The organism is Streptomyces sp. NBC_01408 (genome assembly GCF_026340255.1).
In the GTDB taxonomy this organism is placed as follows: domain Bacteria; phylum Actinomycetota; class Actinomycetes; order Streptomycetales; family Streptomycetaceae; genus Streptomyces.
Window position 1 is genome coordinate 2,482,120 of sequence record NZ_JAPEPJ010000001.1, and the last position, 16,541, is coordinate 2,498,660.

Genomic DNA, 16,541 nt, shown 5'->3' on the forward strand with positions numbered 1-16,541 from the left:
TTGGGGCGCGGGGGCTCGGGTGCGGCGCCCCCGCAACGGCGCCGCACCCGCCCGGCCCCGCCCGCCCCCGCAGGGCCACGGCTCAGGCGCGCGGGCGGCCCATCGCCCGGTAGGTCCAGCCGGCGGCACGCCACACGGCAGGGTCCAGCGCGTTGCGGCCGTCCAGGATCAGCCGGTCGGTGACGACGCCGCTCAGCTCCGCCGGGTCGAGGTCGCGGAACTCGCGCCATTCGGTCAGGTGCAGTACGACCTCCGCACTCCGGGCCGCCTCCAGCGCGGAGTCCGCGTACCCCAGCGTCGGGAAGACGCGCCGGGCGTTGTCCATGCCCTTGGGGTCGTAGACGGTGACCTGCCCGCCCTGGAGGTGGATCTGTCCGGCCACGTTCAGGGCGGGCGAATCCCGTACGTCGTCCGAGTCGGGCTTGAAGGTGGCGCCGAGCACGGCGACCCGCTTGCCGAGGAACGACCCGCCCACGGCCTCACGGGCCAGCTCGACCATGTGCCCGCGCCGGCGCATGTTGATGGAATCGACCTCCCGCAGGAAGGTCAGCGCCTGGTCGGCCCCCAGTTCACCGGCGCGGGCCATGAAGGCCCGGATGTCCTTGGGCAGGCAGCCGCCGCCGAAGCCGATCCCGGCCCGCAGGAACTTCGCGCCGATCCGCTCGTCGTAGCCGATGGCCTCCGCCAGCTTGACCACGTCACCGCCGGCGGCCTCGCACACCTCCGCCATCGCGTTGATGAAGGAGATCTTGGTGGCGAGGAAGGAGTTAGCGGCGGTCTTGACGAGTTCGGCGGTCGGAAAGTCGGTGACGACCAGCGGGGTCCCCTCCGACATGGGGGTCTCGTACACCTCCCGCAGCAGCTTCTCGCCGCGCTCGCCCTGTACGCCGACCACGATCCGGTCCGGGTGCAGGGTGTCCTGCACGGCGAAGCCCTCCCGCAGGAACTCCGGGTTCCAGGCCAGCTCCACGTCCGCGCCCGCCGGAGCCAGCTCCGCGAGCTTCGCCGCGAGCCGCTCCGCCGAGCCCACCGGCACCGTCGACTTGCCGACCACCAGCACCGGCCGGGTCAGGTGCGGGGCCAGCGAGGCGATCGCGGAGTCGACGTAGGACATGTCGCAGGCGTACTCGCCGTGCTTCTGCGGGGTGTTCACGCACACGAAGTGGACGTCGCCGAACGCGCCGACCTCCTCCCAGGAGGTGGTGAACCGCAGCCGTCCCGTCGAGCCCGGCAGCCCGGCCACGTGCTGGGCCAGCAGTTCCTCCAGCCCGGGCTCGTACATCGGCACCCGGCCCGAGGCCAGCATCTCGATCTTCTCGGGCACCACGTCCAGCCCCAGCACCTCGAACCCCAGCTCCGCCATCGCCGCGGCATGGGTCGCGCCGAGGTATCCGGTGCCGATCACTGTGATCCTGAGGGGGGCCATGGGTGCTCCAGAGGTGCGGGGCCGTTTGCGGCCACTGAGCATAGTCGGGCCCGTCCGGGGGGACGTTCTCCAGCGGGTGCCCGGCTCCGTACGGCTGTCACGCAGCTCACGTACGCCCCACATATCGCTGTCGGGACGCCGGACACTAAGATTTGGGTTACTTAACGGTAGTTAGCATCACGCATCATCTTGGGGAGTGAGAGATCTTGGCGGGTTCTGCCGACTTCGACCTGTACCGCCCGGCCGAGGAGCACGACATGCTCCGCGAGTCGGTCCGCTCGCTCGCCGAGGCGAAGATCCTGCCGTTCGCAGCCGCGGTCGACGAGGAGTCCCGCTTCCCGCAGGAGGCCCTGGACGCCCTGGTCGCCAGCGACCTGCACGCCGTCCACGTGCCCGAGACCTACGGCGGCGCCGGCGCCGACGCCCTCGCCACCGTGATCGTGATCGAGGAGGTGGCCCGCGTCTGCGCCTCCTCCTCCCTCATCCCGGCCGTCAACAAGCTCGGCTCGCTCCCGGTGATCCTGTCCGGCTCCGAGGAGCTCAAGGCCAAGTACCTCGGCCCGCTGGCCAAGGGCGACGCGATGTTCTCCTACGCGCTCTCCGAGCCGGACGCGGGCTCCGACGCCGCCGGCATGAAGACGCGCGCCGTACGCGACGGCGACTTCTGGGTCCTCAACGGCGTCAAGCGCTGGATCACCAACGCGGGCGTCTCCGAGTACTACACGGTCATGGCCGTGACCGACCCGGAGAAGCGCTCCAAGGGCATCAGCGCCTTCGTCGTGGAGAAGGGCGACGAGGGCGTCTCCTTCGGCGCCCCGGAGAAGAAGCTCGGCATCAAGGGCTCCCCGACGCGCGAGGTCTACCTCGACAACGTCCGGATCCCCGCCGACCGCATGATCGGCGCCGAGGGCACCGGATTCGCCACCGCGATGAAGACCCTCGACCACACCCGCATCACGATCGCCGCCCAGGCCCTCGGCATCGCGCAGGGCGCCCTGGACTACGCCAAGGGCTACGTCCAGGAGCGCAAGCAGTTCGGCAAGCCGATCGGCGACTTCCAGGGCGTGCAGTTCATGCTCGCGGACATGGCCATGAAGATCGAGGCCGCCCGCCAGCTGACCTACGCGGCGGCGGCCCGCTCGGAGCGCGTCTCCGCCGGCGGCGCCCACGAGGACCTCACCTTCTTCGGCGCCGCGGCCAAGTGCTTCGCCTCCGACGTGGCCATGGAGGTCACCACCGACGCGGTCCAACTCCTGGGCGGTTACGGCTACACCCGTGACTACCCGGTGGAGCGCATGATGCGCGATGCGAAAATCACACAGATTTACGAAGGTACGAACCAAGTCCAGCGGATCGTGATGGCGCGCAACCTGCCGTAAGCGGTACCGGGCCGGAGGCGGATCTCATCACCCGCCTCCGGCCTTTTCATGCCCCCGGATGGGCTAAATTTGAACCTTCGTACGCCAGAACCGGTTGGGGAGAACGTAATGACGGAAGCGATCCTGCTGGTCGGCGGACAGGGGACGCGTCTGCGGCCCGTGACGGTGAACACCCCCAAGCCGATGGTTCCCACAGCTGGTGTCCCCTTCCTCGCCCACCAGATAGCCAGGGCCGCCGCCGCCGGTGTCACGCACATCGTGATGGCCACCTGCTACCTCGCCGAGGTCTTCGAGCCCTACTTCGGCGACGGATCCGACTTCGGCCTCACCCTCGAGTACGTGGTCGAGGACGAGCCCCTGGGCACCGGCGGCGCCATCCGCAACGCCGCGCAGCTCCTCACCGGCGGCCCGGACTCCTCCGTCCTCGTCTTCAACGGCGACATCCTCACGGGCCTGGACATCGCCGGCCTGGTCGAGTCCCACCGGGCGGCCGACGCCGACGTCTCCCTGCACCTGGTGCAGGTCGAGGACCCGCGCGCCTTCGGCCTGGTCCCCACCGACTCCGAGGGGCGGGTGCTGGCCTTCACCGAGAAGCCGCAGACCCCCGAGGAGATCATCACCGACCAGATCAACGCCGGCTGCTACGTCTTCCGCCGCAGCGTGATCGACTCCATCCCGGCCGGCCGCCCCGTCTCCGTCGAGCGTGAGACCTTCCCCGGCCTGCTCGCCTCCGGCGCCCGGCTGCACGGCGTCACCGAGAACACGTACTGGATGGACCTCGGCAAGCCGGAGTCCATCATCCAGGCCTCCGCCGACCTGGTCCGCGGCGTCGTCCCCTCCCCGGCCGTCCCCGGACGCCGCGGCGAGTCCCTGGTGCTGCCCGGCGCCGAAGTGGCCGCCGGAGCCAAGCTGTCGGGCGGCACCGTCGTGGGCGCCGGCGCCCGTATCGAGGCGGGCGCCGTCGTACAGGGCTCCATCGTCCTGGCCGACGCCGTCATCGGCCCGGACGCCCAGGTCAACGCCAGCCTGATCGGCGCCCGCGCCGAGGTCGGCGCGCGCACCGTGCTGGACGGCACCGTCGTCGGTGACGGCGCCGTCGTCGGGGCCGACAACGAGCTGCGCACCGGGGCCCGCGTGTGGTGCGAGACCCAGCTGCCCGCCGCCGCGATCCGCTTCTCCTCGGACTCCTGACACCGGGTCACCGCCGCGGCCGGCCCCCGGCGCGCGCCTGCCGTACGAGGCACCGCGCGCGCCGCAGGCCGCCCGCCGCCGCGGTCAGTTCCCGCGGACGGTGACCTTCTCGTCGTTCTGGATCTGCGTCACCAGTTCCTTCACCTTGGCCTTGTCCCAGACCAGGTTGCCGCCGCGCTGGCCGGAGATCGGCATGTTCAGCGACACGCCGTCACCGCCGTTGACGCCCTTCATCGCGAAGAACATCTGGCCCATGTCCCACAGGCCCATGTCCTTGTCCACGATGAGGGTGTCCAGACCCGCGCCCAGCGTCGGGTACAGGGCGAACGGGTTCATGACCGTGGCCGGGGTGGCCGCCTGGCTCGCGAGGGCCGACAGGAACTTCTGCTGGTTCTTGGTCCGCTGGAGGTCCGACTCCGCGAAGGCGTAGCGGGTGCGTACGAAGGCCAGGGACTGCTCGCCGTTCAGCGTCTGCTTGCCGGCCTTGAAGTCGGCGCCCGACTTCTCGTCCTTGAACCCCTCCTCGATGTTCAGCTCCACGCCGCCGAGCGCGTCCACGATGTTCGCGAAGCCGGCGAAGCCGATCTCCGCGTAGTGGTCGATGCGCAGACCCGTGTTGTGCTCCACCGTGCGCACCAGCAGCTCGGGACCGTCCTCCGCGTACGCCGCGTTGAGCTTGACGCGGCGCCCCTCGGCGGCGAACTTCTTGCCGGACTGGGAGCCGACGAAGGACGGGATCTCCACGTCCGAGTCGCGCGGCAGCGAGATCATCGTGTTCCCGCTGGAGCACTTCGCGAGGATCATCATCGAGTCGGTCCGCTTGCCGTCGGCCGAGCCCGTGTGGAGCTTCTTCTTGTCCTCGGCGGACAGGCCCTCGCGGCTGTCGGAGCCCACGATCAGGTACGTCGTGCAGTCGCCCTCCTTGGGGCGCTCGATGACCTTGGACAGGTCCACCTCGCGGCGCACCTTGGAGTCGGCCCAGAAGTAGGTGGAGACCGTGGTCACCAGCAGCGCGGAGACCAGGACGATCGAGCCGACCTTGATCCGCTTGCGCCAGTCGACAACGATCCGGACGGGGACGGGGGCGCCGCCCGGTCCGCCCGGTCCGCCCGGCCCGCCGGGTCCGCCCGGAGCGCCGCCCGCGGGCGCGCCGTAGACCTGGCCGGTGTTGTAGCCGCTGTCGTAGCCGCCGTACGTGTCGTGGCCCGGCGTCTGCTGCGGGGGCACCCCGTACGCGGGCGGGCCCGCCGGGGGCCGGCCGGGCGGCGGGACCGCCGGCTGCCCGGGACGCCGCTGCGGGGGCTGCGGCGGCTGCGGCGTCTGCCGCTGGACGTGCCGCATCCGCTGCGCGCCCTCGGGCTGCGCCTGCGCGCTGCCGTGCCCGTATCCGTCGTCGCGCCGGCCGCGCTCGCCGCGGTCGCCGGTCCACCCCTCTGGCCAGTCATTCATGCGCACAAGGATGCCTGGCCCGGCGTGTCGTCCGACACCCCGGTGGGGGTTCCGTACCGGGGCTGTTGCAGAGCTGATGCCTCCGGTACGGCTCTAAGGTGTGCGTATGACACAGATAGCGGGCGAGTTGCCGGGGAAGCCCACCTCGGCCTCCCGGACCACCCTCAGCCACATCATGACCGCCAACGACACCAACCTCCTCGGCACGGTGCACGGCGGCGTGATCATGAAGCTGGTGGACGACGCGGCCGGTGCCGTGGCCGGCCGCCACTCCGGCGGCCCGGCGGTCACCGCCTCCATGGACGAGATGGCCTTCCTCGCCCCCGTGCGCGTGGGCGACCTCGTCCATGTGAAGGCCCAGTGCAACTGGACCGGCCGCTCCTCCATGGAGATCGGCGTACGGGTCCTCGCGGAGCGGTGGAACGAGTCCACGCCCGCCACCCAGGTCGGCAGCGCCTACCTCGTCTTCGCGGCGGTGGACGCGGAGGGCAAGCCCCGTACGGTCCCGCCCGTGCTCCCCGAGACGGAGCAGGACGAGCGGCGCTACCAGGAGGCCCAGATCCGCCGCACCCACCGCCTCGCCCGCCGCCAGGCGATCATGGCGCTGCGCGAGGAGCGGGCGGCGCAGGGCTTCGACGACTGACCTGTCACCCCTGACCTGTCACCCCTGCCCTGCCGGCCGGGCTCGGCGGGGTCCGAAAGAGCCGTCCTAGTTCCCGCAGACCACCTGGTCGCCGGTGACCACGCCGAACTGGCCCTGGTACGGGTCCTCGGCCCGCACCGGCACCACCTTGCGGTAGTCCGCGCCCGCGGTCACCAGCACCGTCCGCCCCTGGCCCGCCACCGCCCGCAGCTCACTGCCCGGCAGCGCGGTCGACACCGTCCGGGCCGAGCGGTCCCAGCGGGGGTCGTACGTGATCACCGTGCGCTTGACCTCGCGGCTGGCGCCGTTGCCGGGGGCCCGGGTGGTGTCGAAGCCGGTGGCGCGCAGCGCCGCGTCGACCCGCCCGCCCAGCCCGTCGATCCGCGTCCCGTTCTCGACCTGGACCCGGATCTGCTGCGGGGGCACGTCCACGGGCACCGCGGCGGGCCGCCCGGCCGGGCGGCCGGGCCGGGCCGGGGCCAGCGGCCGGTCCTCCCGCAGGGCCTCGAACAGCTTGGCGGCCTTCGGCTCGTCCCATTTGACGGTGGAGCCGATGCCCTTGGCCCGGTACGAGGGATTGCCGACGGGCACCGAGGCGAATTCGGAGGAGACCGGGGTGAAGTCCCGCATGGCCTGGCCGAGCGCGAGCATCTGCTCGGAGCCGAAGCCCTTGTCGGCCCGTACGGAGCCGAGCAGGGTGGAGCTGACCTGCTTGAACTTGACGGGGTTGAGCAGTACGCCGCCGTTGGTCGCCTGTTTGATCAGGGCGGCGACGAACCGCTGCTGGCGCTGCATCCGCCCGAGGTCGGAGGCGCCGTCGACATGGCGCGAGCGCACGTACTGCAGGGCCTGTCCGCCGCTGAGCCGGTGGGTGCCGGGCAGCAGGTCGAGGCCGGTGTTGGGGTCGCGCATGGTCTTGGCGGTGCAGATCTCCACGCCGCCGACCGCGTCGACCGTCTTCATGAAGCTGGTGAAGTCGACCTCCAGGTAGTGGTCGATCTTCACCCGGGTCATGTTCTCGACGGTCCGCACCGTCAGGCCGGGGCCGCCCTCGGCGTACGCCGCGTTCAGTTTCAGGGGGTGGGCCTTGTGCGCCTTGCCGGTGACCAGGTCGTGGTGCGCGGGCACCTGGGCGTAGCTGTCGCGGGGCAGGCTGATCACGCTGGCGCGCTCCCGGTCGGCCGACAGGTGCACCAGCATGATCGTGTCGGTGCAGTGGCAGGGCGCTCCGCCGAGGCGGTACTCGCGCTTCTCGTCCGGGCCGATCTTCTCCCGGCCGTCGGTGCCGACCAGCAGGAAGTTCAGCCCGTGCCCGGCCTGCGGCCGGTTCTTCATGTCCTTGAAGGGGTCCACGCGCTGGATCCCGGTGTCCAGGCCGGTCATCACCGCGTGCCCGACGGCCCCGCAGCCCAGGACCGCCAGCGACAGCCCGGCCGCGATCCGCACCCCCCACCGCGGCCGGTCGGCCCCGCGCCGCGCCGGACCGCCACCGCGACCACCGCCGCGGCCACCGCCACCGCCGCGCCGCGCACGCTGCGGCTGGGGTGGCCTGGCGGGACGGGTGGGACGGTGCGGCTGGGGCACGGTGGACACCTCCGCGGGGGTCAGCTGGAAGACCGGGTCGACAGATGGGCCAGAATCGTCTGATTCGTCAGAACAGTAGGCCCATACGATCAGCCTCTGTCCGTACCGCTCGCTCGGCGCGCACCCGGTTCCCCCGTACGCGGTAACGTGACACCGGTACCCGACCTTGAAGGACCACATGCCCGCCCAGCAGCCCGCAGTCTCGGTGATCATGCCGGTGCTCGACGAGGAGCACTACCTCCGCGATTCCGTCCGCCACATCCTGGAACAGGAGTACGCGGGCGAGATGGAGGTGGTGATCGCGCTGGGGCCGTCCACGGACCGCACCGACGAGATCGCCGCCGAACTCGTCGCCGAGGATCCCCGAGTCCACACCGTCCCGAACCCCACCGGCCGGACCCCGGCGGCCCTCAACGCCGCCATCAAGGCCTCGCATCACCCGATCGTGGTACGCGTAGACGGCCACGGCATGCTCTCGCCGAACTACATCGCCACCGCCGTCCGCCTCCTGGAGGAGACGGGCGCGCAGAACGTCGGCGGCATCATGCACGCCGAGGGCCAGAACGCCTGGGAAAAGGCCGTCGCGGCCGCGATGACCTCCAGGATCGGCGTCGGCAACGCGCCCTTCCACACCGGAGGCCAGGCGGGACCCGCCGAAACCGTCTACCTGGGCGTCTTCCGCCGTGAGGCGCTGGAGCAGCAGGGCGGCTACAACGAGGAGTTCATCCGCGCCCAGGACTGGGAGCTGAACTTCCGCATCCGTGAGGCCGGCGGGCTGATCTGGTTCTCGCCGGAGCTGAAGGTCCAGTACCGCCCCCGGCGCTCCGTGCGGGCCCTGGCCAAGCAGTACAAGGACTACGGCCGGTGGCGGCACGTGGTGGCCCGCTACCACGCGGGCTCCATCAACGTGCGGTACCTGGCCCCGCCGACCCTCGTGTCCGCGCTCGCGGCCGCTGCGGTCGTCGGCGTGGCCGTCACCCCGTGGGGCTTCGCCCTCCCGGCCGCCTACTTCGCGGCGATCACCGCGGGTTCCGTACCGGCGGGCAAGGGCCTCCCGCTGAAGGCGCGGGCGCAGATTCCCGTCGCCCTCGCGACCATGCACCTGTGCTGGGGCTTCGGCTTCCTGACCAGCCCGCGCGCACTCGCGAACAAGGTCATCGCGAGCCGCCGCCCGGCGGTGCACAGCGACGCCTCGCAGGTCTGAGACGCACGCGAAGGGGGCCCGGCGGCTGTGGCATCACAGCCGCCGGGCCCCCTTCGTGCGCGTCGTGTGCGCTTACCAGGTGAAGCCCGGCTGGACCGCCATGCAGGCCTTGTCGTTGTCGCCGTTGAGCGGGTGCGCGGAGTCCGGTGCCTTGGTGGGGGCGGGCGGCGGCGGGGTGGGCAGGTCGCCGGTCCGCCAGTCCTTGCCGACGAACAGGACGATCCCGGCGACCGCTTCGGACTTCTGCACGGAGGTGGCGGGCAGGCCGAGCGCGGTGGCCAGGGCGTTCGCGTCCGCCTCCTGGTCCGTACGGGCGAAGCGGACCACCGTGGTGTCCTCGGCGCCGGTCTGGCTGTCGGCGGTGGCCTTGGTGAAGCCCTTGCCGGCCAGCAGGGCCGCGACCTCGGTCGCCCGCCCCTTGGCCTTGGCCTCGGCGCCGTCCTTGCCACCGGTGGAGTTGCGGACGCTGACCGCGATCTTCGAGCGCGCCGCGGCGGACGCCGCGGCCTCGGCCGAGGCCGCGCCCGGTGCGGCGGTCGGCGAGGCCGGGGCGGTGGTGCCGGCGGCCGCGGGGCTGCTCGGCTGCTGGCCCGGGGGGGTCGAGGCGGCGGGGGAGCCGGACGGGGCCCCGGACGGGGAGGCGGCGTCCGCGGGGGCCGCGGAGCCCTGGCCGTCGAGGGCGATGTCCTCGCGGACCATCCGGAACAGGGCCTCGGCCTCGCCCGCCAGGGGCTCGACCCGGCCGTCCATGCCGGGCCGGGTGCTGTAGACCCACGGCATGGTGGTCATGGTGATCCGGCCCGGCGGGACCTTCTTGAGCTCCATGCTGAGGTCGTACAGCTTGTCGATCTTGTCCAGGCCGGGGTCCACGACCATGGCGTCGATCGCGGCCTGCGCCAGGCTGTTGAGCTTCACCGGATTGGTGAGCTTGGCGTTCTTGCGGAACTCGCGGGCCATCGAGTTCATGTACTGGTGCTGGGCGTGGGTGCGGCCGATGTCGGTGCCGTCCTCGAAGCCGTAGCGGGTACGCAGCCACTGCAGGGCCTGCTCGCCCTGGATGACGCTCTCGCCCGCCGGGAGCTTCAGGCCGGAGCCCTCGCCCCTGTCGTTGCGGGAGTGCACGTTCTGCTCGACGCAGACCGGGACGCCGCCGATGGCGTCCGCCATCGAGACCACGCCCTTGAAGTCGATCATCATGAAGTGGTCGATGGGTATCTTCGTCAGCTCGGTCCAGGCGGCGACCGTGCAGCCGGGGCCGCCGCGCTGGAGGGACTCGTTCGTCTGGACGAGGCCCTTGCTGGCCGGGTACACCTTGCCGCTCTTGTCGGTGCACTTGGGCATCATCAGCATCGTGTCGCGCGGCATCGAGACCACGGACATGTTGGTGCGGTCGGCGGACAGGTGGAGCAGCATCTGCACGTCCGCGAGCGGCGGGCCGCCGAAGGTCTCCGAGGCCCCGCCCAGCGCCTGGTTCTCCGCGCCGTCGCGCGCATCGGAACCGATGAGCAGGATGTTCAGCGGGGTCTGCCCGAAGGCGTTGGGCTTGGATCCGCCCAGTTTGGTCTCGCCGAGGTTCAGCGGGTCCGTCTTGATGCTGCCGTTCAGGTGGCGGTAGTAGAGGTAACCGCCCGCCGCCGTCCCGAGTATGAGCAGGGCCAGTACGGAGGACACCCAGCGCAGTACGCGCCGCCGCCCCCGGCGGTTCCGACGGCCGGCGGCGCGGCGGGCCGCCCGGGAGCCGCCCCGGGGCGCGGGTATCGCGCCGGACGCGTCCGTGCCGTCGCCGGGTAGGTCACCGGTGGCCTGGGCGGGCGCCCCCTCCCCTCGCACGCTGCTGTGCCTCACACGTACCCCCCTTGAAAAATCCCCATGTGGTCTGTTCGTGCCGGTCCTACCGGCCGTGCTCCGTCACTTCACGCAGACCGACTTGTCCGCCTCGATCCGCTGGACGTCGTCGGACAGCTCCTGCGGGCCGGGGGCCGTCAGCGGCGTTCCCGCCTCCTTGAAGTCCGGACCGAGCGTCAGCTTCATCGGGGTCTTCGGCCCGGCGTCCGTGGTCCCCATCTTCAGGGCGGAGGCCGGCAGCCCCATGATGTCGGCCAGGGCGCGGGCCTGATCGGCCTGGTTGGGCGCGTACTCCAGCTGCGTGGCCCCGACCTTCGCGGCGTTGCCGAGATTGCTGGCCCGGGCGAGGCCCTTGGTGTTCTGCATCCAGTTCAAGGTGGAGGAGGCCGCGCCCTTGGGCCCGCCGCCGTTGAAGACGTCCACGCGTACGTCGCCCGGCGCCGCCCGGTTGCCCTGGAGCAGCGCGTCCTGCTTGCCCTTCGCCTCCGCGTCGGCCGCCTCCTTCGCGGCCTGCTCCTTCTTCTCGACCTCCGTGAGCGAGACGTCCCCCCGGATCATCTGCAGCAGCGGGTCGGCCTGGGCCTGGTCGAGCACGACGGTGGCCTTGACCTTCTCCGTCGGGTTGTCGAGCACCGGAAGCGTGGTGAAGGTGATGTTCTTGAGGTCTATGTCCTTCAACTCACCGGCGAGATCGGTGAGTTTGCCGATCGATCCCAGACCCTGGTCCACCGTCAGCGACTTGGTGGCCGCCTCCGCCAGCGAGAAGAACTTCTTCGGGCTGGTCAGCGTCTCCTTCGACTTCATCTCGCGCATCATCGAGCTGAGGAACGCCTGCTGGGTCTTGATCCGGTCCAGGTCGCTCTCGTTGCCGAAGGCGTGCCGGGTCCGTACGAAGGCCAGCGCCTGCTCGCCCGACAGTCGACTCTCGCCCGCCGGGAGCTTCAGCTTCGAATCCGGGTCGTCGACGGGCTTCTCCACGCAGACCGGGACTCCGCCGACCGCCGTGCTCAGGTTCTTCACCGCGTTGAAGTCGACCATCATGAAGTTGTCGATCTCGATGCCGGTGAGCCCCGTGACGGTGCGCATCGTGCAGCCGGGGTCGCGCCCCTCCTGCCCCAGGCTGTTGTTGAAGCGGGTGCCCTTGGACGCGGGGACGTTCTTCGTCGTGCCGTCGGGCTGCTTCGTCGGGCAGACCGGGATGTCGGAGATCAGGTCCCGGGGGATGGACAGCGCGGTGGCGTTGCTGCGGTCCTTGGAGACGTGGAAGAGGATCGTGGTGTCCGCGTGGCCGACGCTCTCCGCGTCCCCGTACCCCTCGTTGCCCGCACCGCTGCGCTTGTCGGTGCCGATGACCAGGATGTTGATGGCCTGGTTCTTCTTGAAACCACCGGTACCCGCGCCCGAGATGTCGGTGACGCTGAGGTTGCCGTTGAGGTGGTCGTAGTAGAGGTACGCCGCCAACGAGCCGCCGACCAGCAGGAACGCCAGGGTCCCGCCGGTGATGAGCAGCGCCTTGCGGCGGCTGCCGCCGCCGATCTTGCGGGAGCGCCCGCCGCGCCTGCCGCCGGGCGGCCCGTCGCCGCGCCGCGGCTTGGGCACCGCGGGCGAGGGGGCGGTGGGGGTGGGGGCCGGGGCCGTGCGCGTCGGGGCCGATCTGCGCGGCGGGGTGACTGAAGGGGCCGACTGCGGAGCGGATTGGCTCAGTTGCAGTTCGTAGTGGCCGGTGCGGGGGTTGATCACCCACTGGTCAGCGGGGTCGATCTCGTCTGCCCGCCCACGGCTTTGCGCGTCCACGGTTGCTCGAATCCTCCGTCGGTGCCTCGCGACGCGCCTCCCCCCAGGCGCACGGTCAACGATCCGGCTGCTGGTGCACGGCCTCTTGGCTGGCCGGTGCACCGGATCGCTCACCTTATCCGCCAGGTTCGGCTGCAAACCATGCTGGTGACAAATTCCACTCCCCTTATAACGGGGCGAACTACTCATCCCACTCGGTTCGGTCACCGGCTTTTTGGATTGCTTTACCGGCAGTCGGCCGTACCCGCCGTGGTGCCGGTGAAAGTGGGGAAGGGAACGGGGGCCGTGCCGGTTTCCTCACCTGCTGTCTCGCCGGCCGTCTCACCTGCCGTCTCGCCCGCCTTCCCGCCCGGCCCCACGGTCGCGTCGGCCTCCGCCGGTTCGACCCGGGTGCCCGGCGTGGGCGGAGCCACCGTCACCGGCCGGTCCGTCCGCAGCTGCTCGAACAGCCGCGCCGCGTCCGGCTCCACCAGCTCGTCCCGGTTCGGGTCGGCGGCGTACGGCCGGCGGGGCACCGTCAGGAACTTGACCTGGTCGGTGGGTATGTCCCGTACCCCCCGAACGAGTTCGTACAGGCCCCGCAGCGAGGCCAGCTCCGGATCCGTGGTCACCGAGGAGGTCGCCGCGTCCAGGAGCGGGTACAAGCGGCCCGGGTTGAGCAGGACCCCGTTGCTCTGCACCTTTCTGACGAGGGAGCCGAGGAACTGCTGTTGACGCTCCATCCGTTCGGTGTCACTGCCGTTGCCCAGGCTGTAGCGGGCGCGGACGAAGCCCAGCGCCTGCTCGCCCGCCAGGACCTGCCGCCCGGCGGGCAGCCTCAGCTTGGCCTCGGAGTCGTTCACCGGCTCCTTGAGGCAGACCTCCACCCCGCCGATGGCGTCGACCATCTTCTTGAAACCCCCGAAGTCGATGACCACGTGGTGGTCGATCCGGATCCCGGTGAGCTTCTCCACCGTACGGATCGTGCAGGCGGCCCCGCCCCACTGGAAGGCCCAGTTGAACTGCGCGAGCTGCTCGGCGGTGCGACTCCCGTCCGCCTTCAGGCAGGCCGGGATCCGCGCCATCAGATCCCGCGGGATCGACACCGCCGTCGCGCTCCGGCGGTCAGCCGGCAGGTGCAGCAGGATCGTCGTGTCCGAGCGCTGGGTGCCGCGGTCCTGCCCGTACCGGGCGTTCTCCTCCCCGGAGCGCGAGTCCGAGCCGATCAGCAGGACGTTCTGGGCATCCGTGGTGAAGTGGGCGGGGCGCTCCCGCTCGTAGCGGGACAGCTCGGCCGCGGCGGAGGTGTCCTCGGTGATGTTCCCGTCGAGCTTGTTGTAGAGCCACCAGCCGGTCGCGGCCCCCGCGAGCACCAGCAGGGCCACCCCGAGGCCGATCCAGCGCAGCAGGCGGCGCCGGCGGCTGTGCGGAGGCCTGCGAGTGCCTCCGGCCGCATCGGTGCCACCCGGTATGCCCGCGCTGTCGGTCACTCGCGTCCGTCCCCTCGCCGCTGCGACAACAAGCCGTACGGGTGAGTACGGCCACTGCCGATCCTGCCCCCGGGGTGTCCGGGCAGCCCGGGGGCAGGGTCCTGTCTAGGGCCGTCCGGGTGACAAATCGGGTCGTTCCCGCAGTTGGGCAGGGTGGGTGACGCGCGGATCAGACGGTGTGACGCACGGATCAGACGGTGTGGGTGACGCGCTCGCTCTCGATCCGCTGCGCCCGCGCCGGCTCCGACAGCCGGTCGAGGTTGCGGCACAGCACCACCGACCCGCCGGAGGCCAGGGCGGCGAAGAGCCCCGCCGAGAGCCCCTCCCAGGTGTCGTAGCCGAGCCCGGTGAGCACCCGGGAGCCCTCCCCGAGGCCGAGCTTCGCCGCGTCCTGCCGGGCCCGCCCGGTCAGCTCCGCGTACGAGAGCTCCTCGCCGCCTACGACCAGCCCCGGCCCCTCGGCGTCCACCGGAACGAAGGGAGCGAACCGGTCGCCCTGCCCCGGCACCTCCACGGCGTAGTCCACGAACCCGGCCGGCGGCTGCGGGAACCGCCCGCCCAGCGGGCGCAGCGCCAGCGCCACCCGCTCCCCGGAGCAGGCCAGCGCCTCCTCCAGCGTGCCCGGCCCGCTGACGACGAGATCGGCCCCGGCCGGATCCCCGCCCACCTCGGCGACCACCCCGACCGAGGCGCAGGCGAGCAGCCAGACGGCGCTCTGCCAGTGCGCGGGGAGCATCAGCGCGAGCCGGTCGCCCGGCTCCGCGCCCAGGTCGCCCTGGAGCAGATTGGCGGTCTTGGCCACCCAATTGGCGAAGGTGGCGACGGACAATTCGACGCGCTCGCCCGTGGCATCGTCGTAGAAGGTGACGAGCGGGCGGCCGGGATCGGCGGCGAGCGCGGATCGCAGCAGGTCGGCAGGGGTGCGGTCAGTGGCGTTCACCCGGCACAGGGTACGCGGGGCCCGTCCCCCGTACGGGGGCCGCCGGATCGACCGTACGGGGGAGGGGTACGCGAGCCGCGTCGGACGGACAGTCAGTTCTCGGATGGCGCCGGGCGATGACCCTGCCCACCATCCTTGTCATGCGTGGATTCCTTGCTTCCTCGATCGGCGTCGCGACGGCCGCCGTACTGGCCCTGCCCCTCGCGCTCCCCACTCCGGCCCTGGCTGAGTCCGTCCCCGTGGCCCCGGCCGGGTCCACCCAGTCGCTGCCGCTCGTCCCCCTGGGACCAGCGGTGGACCGGACCCCGGGCGTCCCCGGTATGAGCGCCTCACCGCAGGTGCCCGAGACGCAGGGCCTGCCCGTCCGCGAGGTCAAGACCTTCTCGCTGGTCGGCGTCGTCTGGGACGACGTGAGCAGCCAGCTCCACGGCCTGGTCCAGGTACGCACCCGCTCCACGCGGACCGCCACGTGGTCCGACTGGCAGGACGTCGAGACGCACAACAGCGAGCACGCCGCCGACCCGGACGCGGCGGAGCGCGGCTCCGGCCGGGTCCGCGGCGCCACCGCCCCGCTGTGGGTCGGCGAGTCCGACGGGGTGGAGGTCCGCGTACAGGCGGAACCAGGCGCCCCCGCCACCCGCGCCCGCGCCCGGCTGCCCTCGGGCCTGCGGATCGAGCTCATCGACCCCGGCGCGGACCAGCCCGCGGCGCCGGACGGCAAGAACGGCGGCCCCGTGGGCGACGACAAGGGCGAGGTGGTCGCGCCGGGCCTGTCGATGGCCACGGCGGAGTCCTCCGCGGCGAACCTGCCGCACGCGGCCCTCGGCGCCAACGAGATCACCGCGCTCGACAAGGCCGACTCCACCGCCGACGCGGTCTTCGCCAGCGACGGCGCGCTGAGCGCGGCGGCCGCCCCGTTCATCGGCCCGCGCCCGCGGATCGTCACCCGCAAGGGGTGGGGTGCGGACGAGTCGCTGCGCGAATCGGGCTTCGTCTACACCAGCACCGTCAAGGCGGCCTTCGTCCACCACAGTGCCTCCGGCAACAACTACGCCTGCAAGGACGCCCCGGCGGTCCTGCGCAGCCTGTACCGCTACCACGTGCTCAGCAGCGGCTGGCGCGACATCGGCTACAACTTCGCCGTCGACAAGTGCGGCACCGTGTACGAGGGCCGCGCGGGCGGGGTCTCCAAGGCGGTGCTCGGCGCGCACACCCTGGGCTTCAACAGCAACAGCGTGGGCATCGCGGTGCTGGGCACGTACTCCTCCACGGCGCCCCCGGAGGTGGCGGTCGACGCGGTCGCCCGCCTCACGGCCTGGAAGCTCGGCCTCTTCGGCCGCGACCCGCGCGCGAAGACGACCCTGACCTCGGGCGGCGGCAACCGCTATCCCAAGGGCAAGAACGTGTCGATGAACGTCATCTCGGGCCACCGCGACGGCTTCGCCACGGAATGCCCGGGCAAGCAGCTGTACGGCCAACTCGGCGCGACCCGCACCTCATCGGCCAAACTCCAGGGCCGCCCTTAGGGGGTGTCCCCCTATCCCCCGGCGGCCGGCAACCCCCGGGCCGTGCCCCTCCCCGGGCCGTGCCCCTCCCCGGGCCGTGCCCCTCCCCGGG

The 16,541-nt window shown here is 71.7% G+C and carries 12 protein-coding genes; 5 read left to right on the forward strand and 7 right to left on the reverse strand.

The genetic code is table 11. From position 1 onward, the window contains the following. Positions 1-82: 82 nt before the first annotated feature. The gene (locus tag OG447_RS11325; RefSeq protein ID WP_266936359.1) at positions 83-1,426 is read right to left on the reverse strand and encodes a UDP-glucose/GDP-mannose dehydrogenase family protein; all 1,344 of its coding nucleotides are present in this window, start codon (positions 1,424-1,426) and stop codon (positions 83-85) included. Positions 1,427-1,632: 206 nt separating this feature from the next. On the opposite strand from OG447_RS11325, the gene OG447_RS11330 reads away from it, so the two are divergent. Next, complete coding sequence (locus tag OG447_RS11330) at positions 1,633-2,805, forward strand: acyl-CoA dehydrogenase family protein (RefSeq protein ID WP_266936360.1); 1,173 nt, start codon at positions 1,633-1,635, stop codon at positions 2,803-2,805. A gap of 108 nt (positions 2,806-2,913) precedes the next feature. Then, positions 2,914-3,996 (forward strand): NDP-sugar synthase, encoded by a 1,083-nt coding sequence (locus OG447_RS11335; protein WP_266936361.1) that lies wholly within the window; start codon positions 2,914-2,916, stop codon positions 3,994-3,996. An 84-nt stretch (positions 3,997-4,080) separates the two neighbouring features. Here OG447_RS11335 and OG447_RS11340 read toward each other — a convergent pair whose 3' ends face one another. Next, positions 4,081-5,445 carry an LCP family protein gene (locus OG447_RS11340; RefSeq protein WP_266936362.1) on the reverse strand — a complete coding sequence of 455 codons (1,365 nt, stop codon included), beginning with the start codon at positions 5,443-5,445 and terminating at the stop codon, positions 4,081-4,083. A 106-nt stretch (positions 5,446-5,551) separates the two neighbouring features. Between OG447_RS11340 and OG447_RS11345 the strand changes: the two genes are divergently transcribed. Next, entirely contained in the window at positions 5,552-6,088 is a 537-nt protein-coding gene (locus tag OG447_RS11345; protein ID WP_266936363.1) for an acyl-CoA thioesterase, read from the forward strand. A gap of 66 nt (positions 6,089-6,154) precedes the next feature. Here the strand turns inward: OG447_RS11345 and OG447_RS11350 are convergent, their stop codons facing one another. After that, positions 6,155-7,534 carry an LCP family protein gene (locus tag OG447_RS11350; protein WP_266938835.1) on the reverse strand — a complete coding sequence of 460 codons (1,380 nt, stop codon included), beginning with the start codon at positions 7,532-7,534 and terminating at the stop codon, positions 6,155-6,157. 316 nt (positions 7,535-7,850) lie between these two features. On the opposite strand from OG447_RS11350, the gene OG447_RS11355 reads away from it, so the two are divergent. Continuing rightward, positions 7,851-8,876 (forward strand): glycosyltransferase family 2 protein, encoded by a 1,026-nt coding sequence (locus OG447_RS11355; protein ID WP_266936364.1) that lies wholly within the window; start codon positions 7,851-7,853, stop codon positions 8,874-8,876. Positions 8,877-8,948: 72 nt separating this feature from the next. On the opposite strand, the gene OG447_RS11360 is transcribed toward OG447_RS11355, so the two are convergent. The 4 genes from OG447_RS11360 to OG447_RS11375 all read right to left on the reverse strand — a co-directional run bounded on the left by OG447_RS11360 (position 8,949) and on the right by OG447_RS11375 (position 14,924). Then, entirely contained in the window at positions 8,949-10,721 is a 1,773-nt protein-coding gene (locus OG447_RS11360; RefSeq protein WP_266936365.1) for an LCP family protein, read from the reverse strand. Between the two features lie 63 nt (positions 10,722-10,784). Then, positions 10,785-12,515, reverse strand: a complete 1,731-nt coding sequence (locus OG447_RS11365) for an LCP family protein (protein WP_266936366.1) — start codon at positions 12,513-12,515, stop codon at positions 10,785-10,787. A gap of 224 nt (positions 12,516-12,739) precedes the next feature. Next, complete coding sequence (locus OG447_RS11370) at positions 12,740-13,966, reverse strand: LCP family protein (RefSeq protein WP_323181828.1); 1,227 nt, start codon at positions 13,964-13,966, stop codon at positions 12,740-12,742. Positions 13,967-14,174: 208 nt separating this feature from the next. Beyond that, on the reverse strand, positions 14,175-14,924 hold the full coding sequence (locus tag OG447_RS11375) for a TIGR03089 family protein (RefSeq protein ID WP_266936368.1): 750 nt from the start codon (positions 14,922-14,924) through the stop codon (positions 14,175-14,177). A 140-nt stretch (positions 14,925-15,064) separates the two neighbouring features. Here OG447_RS11375 and OG447_RS11380 point away from each other — a divergent pair, with 140 nt between their 5' ends. Next, positions 15,065-16,450: an N-acetylmuramoyl-L-alanine amidase gene (locus OG447_RS11380; RefSeq protein WP_266936369.1), complete on the forward strand. Its 1,386-nt coding sequence runs from the start codon at positions 15,065-15,067 to the stop codon at positions 16,448-16,450. Positions 16,451-16,541: the final 91 nt, after the last annotated feature.